Here is a 13,956-nt window from a genome sequence, read left to right on the forward strand (position 1 = left end):
TCGGTGGCGGGCTTTTTTCATTTATAAACCTATATTTTTTACACTCACAGACTTGAGGGACAACAATGCAACGTTATCCTATGACTCCCCAAGGCAAATTAGCCTTAGAGAAAGAATTACATCAATTAAAAAGTATTGAACGTCCACGTATTATTGCAGCAATTGCTGAAGCACGTGAGCACGGGGATTTAAAAGAAAATGCGGAATACCATGCTGCGCGTGAGCAACAAGGTTTCTGTGAAGGTCGTGTTCAAGACATTGAAGGTAAATTGGGTGCGGCTCAAGTTATCGATGTAAAAGAACTTGAACAAAACGGTCGTGTGGTTTTTGGGGTGACAGTCACTATCGAAAACTTAGATACCGAAGAACAAAAGACCTATATGATCGTTGGTGACGACGAAGCTGATTTTAAAATCAATAAAATTTCAGTGAACTCTCCTATCGCACGTGGCCTTTTGGGCAAAAGCGAAGGCGATGAAGTAAAAATTCAAACCCCTCAGGGTGAAGTTGAATACGAAATTGTAAAAGTTGCATATATCTAAGTTTCTTTGATATTTACGGCTGTAGAAACCCCTCGATTGAGGGGTTTTTTGTTTTTGTATTTTCCCAAATACGTAAGCGTCCGCTGAACCCCATGTCTATTTTTTAATTTGAGTTGGATTTCCAGCGGTGTGGTAGCAATTCTTCTATTTGGGTCACTTTATGGGTCGGCAATCTTTTCAGCACATCACTTAAATAGGCATACGGATCCAGCCCATTCAGCTTTGCTGACTGGATTAAAGTCATGATGTTTGCCGCTCGCTGACCACTACGCAGCGAACCTGCAAATAACCAGTTCTTACGTCCCAACGCCCAAGGCCGCACCTGGTTTTCCACCCAATTATTGCAAATCGGTAGATTGCCATCATCCAGATAGCGGCTTAAAGCTGGCCAACGCTTCAGAGTGTAATTGATGGCCTTGGCGGTTGGAGAACTCGATGGCACCGTCAGTTGATGCTGGTTGAGCCATTCATACAGTTGTTGCATCACCGGTTGACTATGCTGTTGTCGGTATTCGCGGCGCTGTTCTGCTGTACCATCGGTCTTTCTCCTGAGTTCTGCTTCTATGGCATACAGTTTCTGAATCAGCACTAAGGCCTGTTCAGCGACCTGACTTTTCTTGGTCACATGCAGTTCATGGAATTTACGACGAGCATGCGCCATGCAGCCCACCTCAATGACTTGGCCTGATTTAAAGCGTGCTTTATAACCACTGTAATCATCACAGACCAGATGGCCCTGCCAGTCTTTCAGGAACGCTTCAGCATGCTGGCCTGAACGACTATCCTGAAAGTCATAAATCACGGCTTGAATTGGATTATATTGGGTTGTTGCATAGGCCCAGACATAACCTTTCTTCGGTTTTTTCTCATCATCACTCATCCGCATGATGGTGACTGGTGTTTCATCGGCATGGATCACCCGCTGTTGCAGCACCACCTCTTTTAAAGCATTGGCCAGAGGTTCCAGTTCTACACCGCAGCGACCTATCCAGTCAGATAAAGTTGATCTAGAAAGCTCGATTCCCGCCCGCTGATAGATCAGACGTTGACGGTACAGCGGTAAATGATCTGCGTATTTCGAGACCAACACATGGCTCAGTAGTTCAGGACTGGCAATACCTTTATCAATCACATAGGCGGGCATCGCTTGCTGAGTCAGGGTGTCACACTGATCACAGACCCATTTGCCACGCACATGCTGTTCCTTATAGAACTGTGCCGGTCTGAAATGTAGTTTTTCACTGATATCTTCGCCGATACGACGCAAGGTGCAGCCACAAGCACATTGGGTTGATGTTGGTTCATGCTCGATACGGATGGTGTGTAGATGATCGGGCAGCAGTCGACGTTTAGGTTTGTTGACTGTGGCTTTGTGTGTCGCTGCATCAGTTTTATCTGCATTCAGCCGTTCCAGTTCCAGATCAACAGCGGCAATATCTTCTTCGACCGCTTCATCCCACAGATGGATTTGTTTTGCGGTGAGATGTTCGTTTTTACTGCCAAATTTGTGCTGTTTAAATAGTGCGAGCTCATGCTCGTATTTTTGCGTGAGAATGGAAAGATGTTGAACTTTGGCATCCAATTGCTGGTTTGATTTTTCTAATTCTTGATTTGATTGTGCCAAAGACTGATGCTGCATTGCCAACTGCCGGGTAAATTCCAGCAGTTGTTCATGGGTCAGTTGGCTTAAATCAGGCAGTGTATTCATGACCGCAGTATGCCTGAGGTCATGAGAAGAATGAAATAGAACGTTTGGAGAATAGCAGAATGGACCAAGCTAGTTTAGAGCATTGTGACCACTTGCTGTCGTCCAATGCGCTGCCAAGGCAAACCCTGGATCAGTGCCTGTAACTGTTCTGGACTGAGTGCAAGGGTTTCACCCTGATGAACTTTAGCCCAGTGAAATTTGCCCTGTTCCAACCGCCGAGAACACAGCCAGATCCCCAGTCCATCATGTACCAGCACTTTCATGCGATGGCCACGTTTATTACAGAACAGGTAAGCACAATGCGGTTTAATGTAGCCAAAGGCTCTCACCACCTGAGCCATGGCCGTATCCATACCTGCACGCATGTCCATGGGCTGGGTAGACAACCAGATTTCATCGATACGGATCATGTTGTAAGTGCCTTGAGTAATTCTGCTAAAGCAGATATTTCTGATACTTGCCATTTCAAGCCAATTTCTGCTTTTGAGTGGGGTAAAGTAATTTGAACCGTTAACATGCCAGTAGGGATAGGATCTAATGGTGCGGAGCAAGATAAGGCAATAAATGTAGGTTTATTCGGTAGGGGTGAGCGATCATTCCCTGGCTTAGCATCAATTAAGCGAATCCATTTGGATACAAGATTTGTATTCAATCCATGTTGCAAAGCGACCGAAGCAATTGAAACCTCCGATGCTTTACACGCCTGAACGATCTGCTGTTTAAATTCAGCACTATATGTTCTTCGTATTATCGTAAGAGATGCGATGGATGTCTGATTATTTGTAGTCATAAATTTAAGTTCCCACTTGTTTTTAAGTGAGGACTAAATTAAGGCTTATAGGACGAATTCATAAGATGTGTTCAGCGGACGCTTACCCAAATACTTCTCCTTTGCTCTAATGTTATGCACGTGGGAAATTTCACTCCAAGAATGAGATAGATTTAAGGAATCCATTTCACCCTCTCTTTTTCAAAGCAATACTTTTATTTGTTATAATTTCTCACACTCTCCAACGCTGTCTTTTTATGTCTGAGCCCCTGATTAATTCTCCTGTCAAACACTGGTGTGAGTTTGAGTTCATCTTTAAAACGGTGAAGAATCCGAATATTCACATTAAAGGAAATTACTCTTACTACTCAGCGTATTGGGATCAAGGTTTTGAACGTTGTGTCGTGCGTTATTTGCATGATAAGCCCTCGACCGTAGATAAACCGATTGATCAGCTCTATATCGGCAATTTTGTTTGTTTTGGGGCAGAATGCGTCATTATGATGGGTGGTAACCAACTGCATCGTACTGACTGGATTTCGGCTTTTCCTTTTGATACACGTAGTTTTATTCCCGCAGGTGATACCATCATTGGCGATGGCTGCTGGATTGGCTCTCGTGCCATGATTATGCAGGGTGTAACACTCGGTGAAGGCGCAGTGGTGGCAACAGGTGCCGTCGTGACCAAAGATGTTCCAGCCTATGCCGTTGTAGGTGGTGTGCCTGCCAAAATTATTAAGTATCGCTTTCCCGAAGCAGATATAGAAAAACTGCTTGCACTGAAGCTCTATGACATAGATGAAAAGCAGTTTTTAAAAATGCGCGAGCAGTTACAGACGGATGATGTTTATCAGCTCATATCATTTTTAAAGAATCAAATCCCACCCAAAATATAATTTTTCCAAGAACCCAAGAAATCTGTATTTTCAGTCGGCCTAAGATTTCTCATAGATACAATACTTAATCTTTTTTGAGAACTATTTAATTGTTCAAAATTATCAACCAATTCATTAAACACAGAAATGTTATTTTCTTCATAAAAAAAGAAAGCTTTAATAAATATAGTTGAATAGTTAGATTGTGCGTAAAGTGATTTAAATTTTGAAAAATCACTTTCATTTTTTGCAATGTAATCATCCATTTGATTTAATAAAACTTTATATAACTCTAGAGAATCATTGCTTATTAATAAAAATGATTTATTAATCAAAAGCATAATTAATATTTGATTTTTATATTTATCAAATTTTTCGGAATATAATAATGCAAACTGGCTAGCTAATTTTATGATACTTCTTTTCGAAAGGCTCTGATCTTTAACATAAAAAGCTATCAAATCAACACAGCATTCGAACTTCGTATCACTAAAATCTAAACCTAATTTTTTGAAAACATCATAAATATTAATTTTTAAATTATCTTGTAATTTTGGAGTTAGTGTATTTAATCCAACTGTAAAATCTACAAACTTATCTAAATACTCCTCCCCTAACTTTTCATCGTAACCATAGTTATGACAAATGACTTTTGAAAATTGCATTTTATCCATCACCAAAATAAAAATAATTTTAGGAATATCAAAGAAATGCTTAACCCTTTCAATCAAACGAATTGCAAAATCAGGACGACAACGATCAAGTTCATCAATAATAAAAACTAGTGGTTTGTCTAACTTTTCAACTGTTTGAGCTAGATGTTTTTTTGAATTCTTCTAAAGTTTTCTTTTCAGCTTCATGACCTGCAATTTTCTCTTGAATACTTTCTTTAATTCGATCACTCGTCTCATCAGATAATTTATCTATTTCATCATGTGCATTTTCATAACCTTGCTGCAAGATTCCACCTAAAAATCCAGCTCCAACAAGATGAAGTCCAAGCGTTAATGCAATTTTTGGTAAAGATGGCAACAATGCTGTACCTACAGATGCTAATAGATCTATTAGTTTTTTAACCTTACTTTTGGTCTTTTTGTCTTTACTTAAAGTATTTGTAATTTCTGAAGTCACAACTAAAAATGGATCATCTAAATAATCATTTGCAAATGCATCTAGATAAATCACATTATGGTTTTCATCTTCTAAATGTTTTTGGCTTTGTTGCACAAAGATTTCATAACTATATGATTTTAAAAGTTTTGATTATTTTTTGATCCAAAATTAAATTTATTTAAATCAGATGCTTACATATTTATGCAACAAAGCCAATGTTTTTTCCAATGCTGAACAAACCAAGTTTTATCCTCCCCCCAACGAGCATCTAAAGCGAGTACAGCCCCACACTGCAAACGATCAACATAATTCGTCAGTTGAACACCCAAACGCTTACGATCCCAAAGGTCACCTTCCCAAGCTGTTTCTATATTCTCTAAATTTGTCCGTTGCCAATTCAGTTGATTCTTATCTTTCATCGTATTTATAAAGTAGTAAGTTGTTCATAAATATAAGCTATTTTTTAGACAAAGCCTATGTTTCTTAAACGCTACATTTACATTCAACTTTAGTGTTAAATTGATTATTATTCACATGCTTTTGTGCTAATTTAGAAGTGAGAAATTAGCATTTCATATGCAAATATCCATATGAATTTACTAGGTTTTATTCTTTAAAAAATACAGCTATTATCAAGATATAAGCTGTATTTAACCCGTGATACATTAGAACAGAAATCTGCACGTATAATCAGTTGATAATAAGGAGAAACAACCATGGCATACCAAAACATTTTAGTCCCTGTAGACGGTTCAGAAACATCATATGCAGCAGTTGCGCAGGCAGCTGAACTTGCTAAAGCATTTGGCGGTAAAATTACAGTTGTTCAAGTACTTGCACTTGATCCTTACATTGCTGCTGAATACATTTCTGCAACTCAAACCAATGACTTAATTGAACGTGCGCGTACTTCAGTTTTGAAAACACTTGAAGAAACAGCAGCTAAATTTAGCGATCTGGGCATTCCTGTTGAAGCAAAACTACTTGAAGGTCAGGTCGTACACCGTGAAATTATCAGAGAAGCTGAAACATCTAAAGCAGACCTGATTGTCATAGGCTCTCATGGCCGCACAGGTTTAAAACGTTTATTCCTAGGTAGTGTTGCACAAAGTGTTTTAGGTGAAGCGCACATTCCTGTTTTAGTTGTTCGTCAGTAATACATCGAGTGCTCTACTTCTACGGAGGTAGAGCATTTCTATTTTAAATATTCCACTGGAACTCTTTCATTTTCACTTTGTCCCCAATCACTAAAATACCCTCCGCCAGAAGTAACTGTGCTTGAATGTTTTGTCCCTGATCATTCAGTTTACTTAGGCTAATTTTTCCTTGGGAGTTGATTACCCGATACCAAGGTAAACTACTGTCTGCATCCATATGTTTTAGCACATAGCCCACTAAACGCGAATGTTTGGGAATGCCTGCTAAACGTGCAATTTGTCCATAACTGGCTACCCGCCCATAAGGAATCTGAGCGATCACCTGAAAAATCATCGGGGCTAGTTCTTTGACTATCGATTCTGCCATTTCAAATGTGCCCTATTCTAAGTATTCCATAATGACATCATTATTTGATTCAAATAAACCAGCTCATTCATTCTAAAAAGCCCCAATACAGGGGCTTCTTGATTGAGCAAATCACTAAAAATTATCAGGACTTTCCAGCCGTTTCACTTCCTGAACTCGCTCAGGGTTATGCACCGCGGCAATGCCGTCATCCGCTTTAACATCAATCAATGCTTCAGGTTGATAGACAATAATGGTTTCATAGCCCTGTGCATCTTCACCAATAATGTACTTGAAGCCTTTACGGTTCATTTTATTACACAGACGTTGATACCAGCCTTTAAAACCCGTCTTTTCTTCATTCGGATTGTAATAGAACGCATTCATTACAGCAGGTAATCCTAGACCACAGACCATACCTGAAAGTAACACGGCGATAAAAGTATAACCAATCAAGATACTGCTGTATTCACTTAACTCAGGCACGTTGGCTACCGCTAAGATCAGTGCTAAGGAGATCCCACCCCGTACTCCCCCCCATGACAAAATCGCCAAACTTCCGTTATAACTTTTCTTACGGAAAGAGGGAAAAAAGGCAAAAGATAAATAGTTGGCTGCAAAACGTGAAGCATGCAGAATAATAAAAGCGACGATGCCGCCAAAAATCAGACTAAAGCTGAGATCTAAAATAAACAGTTCCAAACCAATTAAGGTGAATAAGAAGGAGTTAATAATCCCTTCAACCGTATGCCAAAAATGGTTCACTTCCCGTATTTCGCGCTCTTGTAAAATTTCTTTCCATTTATTCCCCACAATCAAACCACCGATGACGCAAGCAATCGGTGCTGAAGCATGTGCAAACAGTGCAACCAAGTACGAACCGCAGGCCAAGAGTGCTGTGGTCAAAATGAGAGACTCCATTTCGTGCTTACCACGCAGCAGTCGCAAGATCCCTAAACCAAAGGCCCAACCAATAATGACGGCGACAAAAATTTCATAGAGTAAGGTCTGCAACACGCCCATGACGGTAAAGTTTTCACCTTGTAAGACGTTTAAGAGCGTCATAAATAACGCAATACACATGGCATCATTAAACAGTGATTCGCCTTCGAGCTTGACCATTAAGTGATGCGGTGCGCGTACAGAACTGAGCACGCCTTTGATCCCAATCGGATCCGTTGCACCCAATGCAGCGCCCAACAACAAAAGCACCAATAAATCGACATGCTGCCCAATGATGAACTGATAACCATAGAGCACCACCCCAAAGAACACGGCGCACAGCACCAGCGCAATACTGGCTAAAATGCTGATTGGCTTCCAATAACTACGTAAATCTGAGACTTTGAACTTCAATGCCGACGAGGTCAAAATAAAGCAAATCACGCCATTGATTAAAAAGTCATAAAAGTCGATGTGACGAACCGCTTCTTCAATGTTGTGAATATTGATGGTAATAAACTGATTACCACTCAGCAGGCTCGCACCCCACTGTAAAATAAAGACAAAAATGGCAGAAACGATGGGTACGCCAATGGCTTGAGGAAAACCTAAAATGCGTTTATTGAAAATAGTCGTTGCAATGGATAATGCAAAAATAACGGTAAAAACTTGTAGAAAAAAATAATTTCCCATTGAACTTCCAAATTGGGCGGTTGGGGAGACGGCGGCTTTCAGTGCTTATCTATGGAATAAAAATTCATTTCATACACATTGATACTCGAAATATTTTAATCATTTTTCAGTTCAACGCCCGAAAAAAATAATTTTTTTAACATTTCTCCTGATGATGAATTAACATAGCGCATATGCATGTTTTTTATGCGTGAACTTTCCCTTTGACCAAGTTTGATCTCCTATGCAATTCACTTTTAAAACCATCTTTCGGATGTTCTTCGCACTGATTATTTTCCTGACCACCTTTGCGTTGTTTCTGACCTGCTTTGCAAAAACCAAAGAAATTTTACAGGCCGAGCAAACTTTTGCCTCAGCCCAAAGTTTTAAAATGAACTCTCGTCCCGATCAAACACTGGTTCTACTTTCAAACAATAAAGCTCCCGATGATCATATTTATTTGCATGTGGCCAATCAGGGTTATATCGCCAAACTCAGCTGTGATCATTATTTAACTGACATTTGTGTAGATGACTACAACGAACAACATACCCGCCAAATTCAGTCAATTGAACTACTCAAAGCAGGTCAGTTTAACTATATTCAGCAAGTCAGTTATCTCGATACACGCACACAAGATGTTAAAACATTGCGTTATACGCCTGAACAAATTCAACAGTTTTACCGTGCGGATATGAGCAACTTAAAGTATGTGGTGTTTGGGGTGTTGTTATTTGCCTGTATTGCGTTATATGTGAGTGTCCGTATTGCTCGAAACTTTAAGCAGTTCTTAAACCGCTAGAATGAATTGCTTGAAATAAAAAAAGAGGCGATCAATCGCCTCTTTTTTTATGGCTTAAATGGCTTGGTTAAAGGTATCACAACTTTCAACTTGACCCGACTTAAAGCCAGTGCCAAACCAAGTCATACGCTGTTGACTGGTTCCATGGGTAAAGCTATCAGGGACCACTTGCCCTGTTGCCCGCTTTTGTAGGTAATCATCACCAATCTTATGTGCCGCATCCATCGCCTCTTCAACATCCCCTTGCTCTAAGAACTGAGTTCGTTGATTGTTATGATGCGCCCATACTCCTGCTAAACAGTCAGCCTGTAACTCTTGGCGTACCGATAAAGCATTGCCTTGCGCTTTTGAGCCCTGTGCACGAGCTTTTTGTACTTGTTCAGAAATACCTAAAATGGTCTGAATATGATGTCCAACCTCATGTGCCACCACATAAGCCTGAGCAAAGTCACCCGCTTGATCTTGGCGCGCCAACTCCGTTTGGTTTTGCTCACCGCCAATACCCATTTGAGTCCGCATGTCTTTAAAGAAAGCGGTGTCGATATACACCTTCTGATCTGCTGGACAGTAAAACGGCCCCATTGCAGACTGAGCAGTACCGCAACCCGAATTGATCACTCCTGAAAACATCACCAGCTTCGGTGGAACATATTGTTGTCCCAATTGCTGTTGGAAAATTTGACTCCATGTGTCTTCAGTGTCGGCCAGTACCGTACCGACAAAGTCCATCGCTTCCTGCTGATCAGGCGTTGGGTTATCCAAACCTTGAGTTTCTGCCGCTCCAGTTTGTGCGGTCACTTGTTTAGTGGCTTGGTAGGCTTGCTGCGGATCGACTCCTAGAAATTTCCATGCCACAAAGGCCACGATCAGCCCTAAAATACTGATGCCACCCGCCTTGACACCGCCACCACCGCGACGATCCTCGACATTGCTACTGACACGACGTCCCTTCCAACGCATAGCACTCTTCCTTCTTCTAATTCATGCTGACCCGATCCAGTTTATGCCTTTTTTGAGCTCGGCCAAACTTTTTTAATCAAGCTCACAATAGCCAATACAATCAAACCAGCCACAAAACCGATCACTAAATTAATCAGTGTTGGGGTTAATGCTCCAATGATACTGCCCACAGTTGGAATATGTTCAGCATAATCCACTGAACCTTCAGTGAAATGATGCAATAAAGGCACGCCGTGGGAAATAATACCGCCACCCACTAAAAACATCGCGATAGTGCCCACGATAGTTAAGGTCTTCATCAGCTTTGGTGCAAAAGCCAGTAAACCACGGCCAATAGTTTGCTTAAATGAAGAGGCTTGCTGAGTTAGATACAGCCCTAAATCATCAATTTTGACAATCATCGCCACAAAACCATACACACCGACAGTCATTAAAATAGCAATTACAGACAACACCATAACTTTGGTTGAAAAAGTTGCTGCCGCTACAGTCCCCAGTGAAATCACCACAATTTCTGCCGACAAAATAAAGTCGGTACGAATCGCCCCTTTGACTTTATCTTTTTCAAAAGTCGCCATATCGGTTTCAATCGCAGTTAATTCTTGGCTGGCTTCTTCTTCGGTTTTGGCTTTTTTGTGATGCAAACTGTGCAGGACTTTTTCTACCCCTTCATAGCATAGAAATAAACCACCAATCATCAACAGTGGCGTGATCAGCCACGGTGCAACCACACTAATCAACAGCGCTGCAGGGACTAAAATCAATTTATTAACAAAAGAGCCTTTAGCCACAGCCCAAACCACAGGCAGCTCACGGTCAGTACGAACCCCACTCACCTGTTGGGCATTCAGTGCTAAGTCATCGCCCAAAACGCCCGCCGTTTTTTTTGCTGCCATTTTACTCATGACTGCAACGTCATCTAATATCGTGGCAATATCATCTAGTAATATTAATAAGCTACTCGCCATTTATTTTTATCCATCTTGAGAATTTTGACATTTTAATCTGTGATCTAAGCTTTTGAATATTTGTTTTTTGAAATTTAACTGATTTTATAATTTTTTCACTGCAGTTTTTTTAAGACTGACATTGAAAAAGATTATGCCGTACAATGTCTGCATTCTTTGAAAATAGCATGTCGCTACGACGACTTTGGAAATAGATAATGAGTAATCAAGACAACCGTCCTGTTATTTTGACAGGCGACCGTCCAACGGGACAACTTCATTTAGGGCACTTTGTCGGATCTTTACGTTCACGTGTGGGTTTGCAGGATTCACACCATCAGCATTTATTATTGGCCGATGCACAAGCCTTTACTGACAATGCAGATAACTTCGAAAAAGTTCGCCGCAATATTCTTGAAGTTGCCACAGATTACTTAGCTGTCGGAATCGACCCAACCAAAACCACCATTTGCGTGCAGTCGAGCTTACCCGCGCTAAATGAACTCACCATCTTGTATCTCAACTTTGTGACAGTGTCTCGTTTAGAACGTAATCCAACCATCAAGTCTGAAATTCAGATGCGTGGTTTTGAACGTGATATTCCAGCTGGTTTCTTATGCTACCCCGTTGCACAAGCCGCAGATATCACCGCATTTAAAGCAACGGTTGTACCTGTGGGTGAAGACCAGATTCCAATGATCGAACAGACCAATGAAATCGTACGCCGCATAAACCGTCAGATTGGTCAGGAATTACTGCCTGAATGTAAAGCTCTGCTTTCCAATATGAGCCGTTTACCCGGCTTTGATGGTAAAGCCAAAATGTCAAAATCTTTGGGCAATACTATTGTGTTGGATGCAACAGATAAAGACATTAAAAAAGCTGTTAATGCGATGTACACCGACCCGAACCACTTGCGTGTTGAAGACCCAGGTCAGGTTGAAGGTAATATCGTATTTACGTATTTAGATGCGTTTGATCCAAACAAAGAAGAAGTTGAAGAACTGAAAGCACATTACCGCCGTGGCGGTTTGGGCGATGGTACGGTGAAAAAGCGTCTTGAAGGCGTATTGAAAGAGCTGATCACGCCAATTCGTGAACGTCGTATGGAACTTGCGAAAGACCCTGATTACATCATGGATATTTTGAAGACAGGTACAGACAAATGTCGTGACATCACGCAACAGACTCTAGATGAAGTTAAATCGGGTTTAGGAGTGTTTCATTTCTAATCCGGTCTTAAACTAATGCGCTTCTTTAAAGCCTTTCTCACTGAGAAAGGCTTTTTTAATCGCGAAATAAACACGAATAAGCCACATGCATCTCAAAAACTGACATTTAGTGTCGTTTGTTAACCTAAATTTACAGTAATTAACGTGAATACTCATGAAATAAGAATGCTCAACCCTTATGATGAGTTCATAGCTTAGATTAACCCTGAGATATAACGTTTCTCCTTTTTACCGAAACTGTGTAACAACAGATTCGTAGTTCTACGCAATGAATACCCCAATCATTGCGTATTTTTTTGCCTAAAATTTATCAAATTACAATTTAACTGCTCTCTCTTTACGTGCCAACAAACTTAGACATTCTGTTTTTTGAATGCTATGCTAAAGCCCAATTTCAATACAATTCTTTTTAAAAATTTACACTTAACTGATAACAGCATAAAAATAGAGAACCTTTAGAATGTGGGAATTATTTACTCACCCATCCAATTTAATTTTTAGTATTTGCCTCAGTCTCATGTTTTTGTTGGGACTGCTCGAATTGATTTTATTGGTATTAGGCGGCGGCTCACAAGGCCTACTTGACCAATTCCTACCTGATAACTTAGGCAGTACTAAAGACGTCGACATTGCACTAGATGCCGATCAAGGTTGGCTCAATGCCCTGCTGGATTGGTTGTTTATTGGCCGTGTTCCTCTCTTGGTTTGGCTGATTATCTTCCTCACCCTGTATAGCTTAAGTGGCTTTATTCTACAGTCCATTCTTCAAACTTGGACCGGGAGCTATTGGAGTGCATGGATCATGGCACCTCTTTGCCTCGTACTTTCGATGCCTATGATTCGTTACAGCGCCATGCTGATTGCTAAAATTTTGCCACAAGATGAAACCACAGCAATTTACAGTGAAGAGCTGATTGGACGAACAGCACTGATTATTTTAGGAGAGGCTAAAGTTAACTCACCTGCTCAAGCACGAGTTCAAGATCAGTTCGGGCAAACGCATTATGTACTGGTTGAACCTGAAACAGACCTTCATTTTTCTCAAGGTCAAGAAGTCATTTTGACTCAAAAAACCAAGATTGGCTTTAAAGCCATTTCACTTTAATTCTTTCATTTTGTACTTATAACTTTAAATAAAATCGGGACCCTTATGCTCAGCAACAATTTCTATAACATTCTTATTCTTGCAGGGATTATCTTTGCAGCTCTGGTTATTATCGGCATTATTATTGCCCGTCTGTACCGTCGTTCCAGCAAAGAAATCTCTTTCGTACGTACCGGTTTTGGCGGCGAAAAAGTCATTTTAGGTGGAGGTGCAATTGTACTGCCTGTATTACATGAAATTATTCCTGTCAACATGAACACGCTACGTTTAGAGGTTCGCCGTGCTGATGACCAAGCGCTCATTACCCGAGACCGTATGCGTGTCGATGTCATGGCTGAGTTCTATGTGCGTGTAAAGCCTTTGGCTGAATCAATTGCAGTGGCTGCGCAGACTTTGGGACAAAAAACCATGTCTCCAAATGAGTTGAAGAACCTTGTAGAAGGTAAATTTGTCGATTCCTTGCGTGCTGTAGCAGCTGAAATGGCGATGGAAGAGTTACATGAAAAGCGCGTGGACTTCGTACAAAAAGTACAACAAGTGGTGTCTGAAGACTTACATAAAAATGGTCTAGAGCTTGAAACGGTGTCATTAACAGGTTTAGACCAAACAGGTTTCAAATACTTTAATGCGAACCAATCTATACAAGTAAAAATGGAATTTTTCTATAAGTTTTTGTTTTTAAGATTTATTTAAAAAAAAATTCCATATTTAAAAAATTCCATAAAATTTAATAAAAAATAAATAAAAATTCCATATTTTCATCCTAATTGCCCACAAGAAAGTTAG

At 40.4% G+C, this 13,956-nt stretch carries 13 protein-coding genes and 2 pseudogenes; 7 read left to right on the forward strand and 8 right to left on the reverse strand.

Features of this window, described 5'->3' with window-relative positions:
- The first annotated feature begins 65 nt into the window (after positions 1–65).
- Entirely contained in the window at positions 66–542 is a 477-nt protein-coding gene (greA, locus tag AC4CUX_RS02430) for a transcription elongation factor GreA (protein ID WP_004695598.1), read from the forward strand.
- A 103-nt stretch (positions 543–645) separates the two neighbouring features.
- Here the strand turns inward: greA and tnpC are convergent, their stop codons facing one another.
- The 3 genes from tnpC to AC4CUX_RS02445 form a co-directional block, all read right to left on the reverse strand.
- Positions 646–2,250: an IS66 family transposase gene (gene tnpC, locus AC4CUX_RS02435; protein WP_205667426.1), complete on the reverse strand. Its 1,605-nt coding sequence runs from the start codon at positions 2,248–2,250 to the stop codon at positions 646–648.
- Between the two features lie 74 nt (positions 2,251–2,324).
- Positions 2,325–2,660, reverse strand: coding sequence for an IS66 family insertion sequence element accessory protein TnpB (gene tnpB, locus AC4CUX_RS02440; protein WP_004684362.1), 336 nt, complete (start codon positions 2,658–2,660; stop codon positions 2,325–2,327).
- On the reverse strand, positions 2,657–3,040 hold the full coding sequence (locus AC4CUX_RS02445; protein WP_010327285.1) for a transposase: 384 nt from the start codon (positions 3,038–3,040) through the stop codon (positions 2,657–2,659). The genes tnpB and AC4CUX_RS02445 overlap by 4 nt, the downstream gene beginning before the upstream one ends.
- Before the next feature lie 236 nt (positions 3,041–3,276).
- Between AC4CUX_RS02445 and AC4CUX_RS02450 the strand changes: the two genes are divergently transcribed.
- Positions 3,277–3,915 carry a CatB-related O-acetyltransferase gene (locus AC4CUX_RS02450; protein WP_490792149.1) on the forward strand — a complete coding sequence of 213 codons (639 nt, stop codon included), beginning with the start codon at positions 3,277–3,279 and terminating at the stop codon, positions 3,913–3,915.
- Here the strand turns inward: AC4CUX_RS02450 and AC4CUX_RS02455 are convergent.
- Positions 3,894–5,426: pseudogene (locus tag AC4CUX_RS02455) on the reverse strand (KAP family P-loop NTPase fold protein). The gene AC4CUX_RS02450 and the pseudogene AC4CUX_RS02455 overlap by 22 nt on opposite strands.
- Positions 5,427–5,723: 297 nt before the next feature.
- On the opposite strand from AC4CUX_RS02455, the gene AC4CUX_RS02460 reads away from it, so the two are divergent.
- Complete coding sequence (locus tag AC4CUX_RS02460; protein WP_178928297.1) at positions 5,724–6,164, forward strand: universal stress protein; 441 nt, start codon at positions 5,724–5,726, stop codon at positions 6,162–6,164.
- A gap of 43 nt (positions 6,165–6,207) precedes the next feature.
- Here AC4CUX_RS02460 and AC4CUX_RS02465 read toward each other — a convergent pair whose 3' ends face one another.
- Together AC4CUX_RS02465 and AC4CUX_RS02470 are read right to left on the reverse strand one after the other, a co-directional pair.
- Positions 6,208–6,531: an MGMT family protein gene (locus AC4CUX_RS02465; RefSeq protein ID WP_178928296.1), complete on the reverse strand. Its 324-nt coding sequence runs from the start codon at positions 6,529–6,531 to the stop codon at positions 6,208–6,210.
- A 114-nt stretch (positions 6,532–6,645) separates the two neighbouring features.
- Positions 6,646–8,145 carry a cation:proton antiporter gene (locus AC4CUX_RS02470; protein ID WP_004695584.1) on the reverse strand — a complete coding sequence of 500 codons (1,500 nt, stop codon included), beginning with the start codon at positions 8,143–8,145 and terminating at the stop codon, positions 6,646–6,648.
- A 223-nt stretch (positions 8,146–8,368) separates the two neighbouring features.
- Here AC4CUX_RS02470 and AC4CUX_RS02475 point away from each other — a divergent pair, with 223 nt between their 5' ends.
- A complete protein-coding gene (locus AC4CUX_RS02475; RefSeq protein WP_078425319.1) occupies positions 8,369–8,926 on the forward strand; it encodes a hypothetical protein in 558 nt (185 codons plus the stop codon).
- A 54-nt stretch (positions 8,927–8,980) separates the two neighbouring features.
- On the opposite strand, the gene ypfJ is transcribed toward AC4CUX_RS02475, so the two are convergent.
- Both ypfJ and AC4CUX_RS02485 read right to left on the reverse strand, forming a co-directional pair.
- A complete protein-coding gene (gene ypfJ, locus AC4CUX_RS02480) occupies positions 8,981–9,886 on the reverse strand; it encodes a KPN_02809 family neutral zinc metallopeptidase (protein ID WP_004695581.1) in 906 nt (301 codons plus the stop codon).
- A gap of 41 nt (positions 9,887–9,927) precedes the next feature.
- Complete coding sequence (locus tag AC4CUX_RS02485) at positions 9,928–10,854, reverse strand: DUF808 domain-containing protein (protein ID WP_114836765.1); 927 nt, start codon at positions 10,852–10,854, stop codon at positions 9,928–9,930.
- A gap of 197 nt (positions 10,855–11,051) precedes the next feature.
- Here AC4CUX_RS02485 and trpS point away from each other — a divergent pair, with 197 nt between their 5' ends.
- The 3 genes and pseudogenes from trpS to AC4CUX_RS02500 form a co-directional block, all read left to right on the forward strand.
- Positions 11,052–12,065 (forward strand): tryptophan--tRNA ligase, encoded by a 1,014-nt coding sequence (trpS, locus tag AC4CUX_RS02490; protein WP_490792150.1) that lies wholly within the window; start codon positions 11,052–11,054, stop codon positions 12,063–12,065.
- A 460-nt stretch (positions 12,066–12,525) separates the two neighbouring features.
- Entirely contained in the window at positions 12,526–13,170 is a 645-nt protein-coding gene (locus AC4CUX_RS02495; protein ID WP_178928295.1) for a YqiJ family protein, read from the forward strand.
- Positions 13,171–13,215: 45 nt separating this feature from the next.
- Positions 13,216–13,821 (forward strand): annotated as a pseudogene (locus AC4CUX_RS02500) (flotillin family protein); the annotation flags it as partial.
- Positions 13,822–13,956 lie beyond the last annotated feature (135 nt).

This window comes from Acinetobacter sp. 231_lipA, assembly GCF_058243005.1.